Source organism: Gemmatimonadota bacterium, from assembly GCA_026706845.1.
Classification (GTDB): Bacteria; Latescibacterota; UBA2968; order UBA2968; family UBA2968; genus VXRD01.
Genome location: JAPOXY010000047.1, coordinates 34,429 through 36,235 on the forward strand (window position 1 = coordinate 34,429; position 1,807 = coordinate 36,235).

General features: G+C 46.7%; 2 protein-coding genes. Both read right to left on the bottom strand.

Annotated features, from left to right (window positions below):
- Window positions 1-280 precede the first annotated feature (280 nt).
- The gene (locus tag OXG87_04760; GenBank protein MCY3868845.1) at window positions 281-1,189 is read right to left on the bottom strand and encodes a hypothetical protein; all 909 of its coding nucleotides are present in this window, start codon (window positions 1,187-1,189) and stop codon (window positions 281-283) included.
- A 154-nt stretch (window positions 1,190-1,343) separates the two neighbouring features.
- Window positions 1,344-1,807, bottom strand: a 464-nt coding sequence (locus OXG87_04765) for an SPASM domain-containing protein (GenBank protein ID MCY3868846.1), incomplete at its 5' end; no start/stop codon positions are given.

The following is a 1,807-nucleotide window of genomic DNA, read 5'->3' on the forward strand; positions in this document are numbered from 1 at the left end:
GACGGATCAAGACCAAGGACGTCGAGAAGACGGTCTCAGCAGTGATGCGTTGGACAGTAAATTTTTCTCGTCGCAGGATAGAAATATCCCGTGATATCGTGGCCGGAGGGAGTTCTTGTCTTCTCGGACATCCCTCTTCGGCGTTTTATTTTTTACCGGCTATTGAAAAATAAAATTAAATAGACTGCGGGATGGGAGGACCGGTCCTTAATTTTTCTGGAAAAATCCAGAAAAACATCCCGCAGCCGTTGGACTTTTCCTCATTTTGTATTCACTTTCTTTAATGTGAAAACTGAGCGTCTCGAAAAAACGTATTGACGATTGTCATATAACAGGTATTCTGTTTTCTTTTAAAAGCTTCTGATGTGAGTTTAGAATTTCGGCTCGTGGACTCCTGGATGCGCTCCGGCGTCACACCATAGATATTCCGAATAGTATTGAACAAACCAATCAGATCTGTTTCACAGCAGTTATTCGCTTCAGCCAGCGCCCTCAAATACACATCATCAACATGCGATAATGCCTTTGCTATTCGGGAGCGAGTTTCACCGACAGACTGGACATCCGAAAGCCAAGAAAGTGCATCCCAACATGGTGTCAGGGATTTGATCTTACGCAGCACGGCCAGATGGTGGTCTTCGCGGATAATCTCCACAGCAAAACTACCGGGATAGACGGACAGCCAGTTCTCGACAATTTGCTTCTCATAATACCTTCTGGAATCGTCCAGAATGATCAGACCACCTATCTTGATCTGATCATAAACCTGATAGAGACATGCCTCCCGACCCCGCAAAGTATAGACAGGCGGACCATCAATAATCACGCAATCCATCTTTTCATTCCAAAACATCCCATCTTCATAAGTCAAAAATTCCGCGTCTCCATAAGATTCAAGTGTAATTGGACGATATTTGATCGATAGATTGCGCTTATCCCAGAATGTTTGCATCAGATTCATGGTCTCTGCAAAATTCCGCCAATCGCCTTCTATAGACAGAACCTCGGCTTCCGCAAACGCCATCGCCAGACGGATAGAACTCGGACCACTTCCAAATTCGAGAATTCTCTCTACCGAGGACATCTCAAGAAGCGTAGTTGTAATTCTCTCAAATGCTGTCTCACCAATGCTCCAGCCTGTGTCCAGACTAAGCTGTTTCGGCATTTTGAAGTCTGAAATTTTATGCATTTCTCGCTTCTCTCTGATTACTTCGGCATGCGTGTGGCTGCTTTAAGCATACAGGCATGAAAATAGATATTCGTCACACCTGTATGCTTGAAACAGGCGTCCCGGGTCGGAGGGAATATCAGGAGGCCTGTTCTGATCCTGCTCCGCCAGTGGTTTATGAAGCCACTTCCAGATCATAGCGTTGCTGTAACAAAGACGCATCTGCTTCTGAAATCTCCATACACATCTCCATCGCCAGTTCATAGCGATAGCGCGTCTGCTCACAAGCAACAGGGTTGGGATACATCGGATCACCCGTCGTCGTCCGCGCCTCCCAAAGACATCCGCCACCACACAAGTTGCGCGCCCAACACGTCTTGCACTCAGGCCGATTATTCACATTGAACTGCGCGTCAAAATACTGCTGCTTTTCGCGATCAATCCCCGCAAACACATCGCCCATCTTAAACTCGGGTGCATCGGCCAAACTCGAGCAAAAATAAATCGACCCATCTGCTGCAATCGCCAGATACTGCTTACCACCGAGACACCCGTGACAGGATTTTTGGCGCGTCAACAATTTCTGAATCCTCGGATCAAACTCTTCACTCTCTTCACCATTCAGAATAGCTTTGAGCG

Coding starts and splice junctions, on each gene's coding strand:
- OXG87_04760 (MCY3868845.1), bottom strand. CDS start 1,189: ATGCATAAAATTTCAGACTTCAAAATGCCGAAACAGCTTAGTCTGGAC.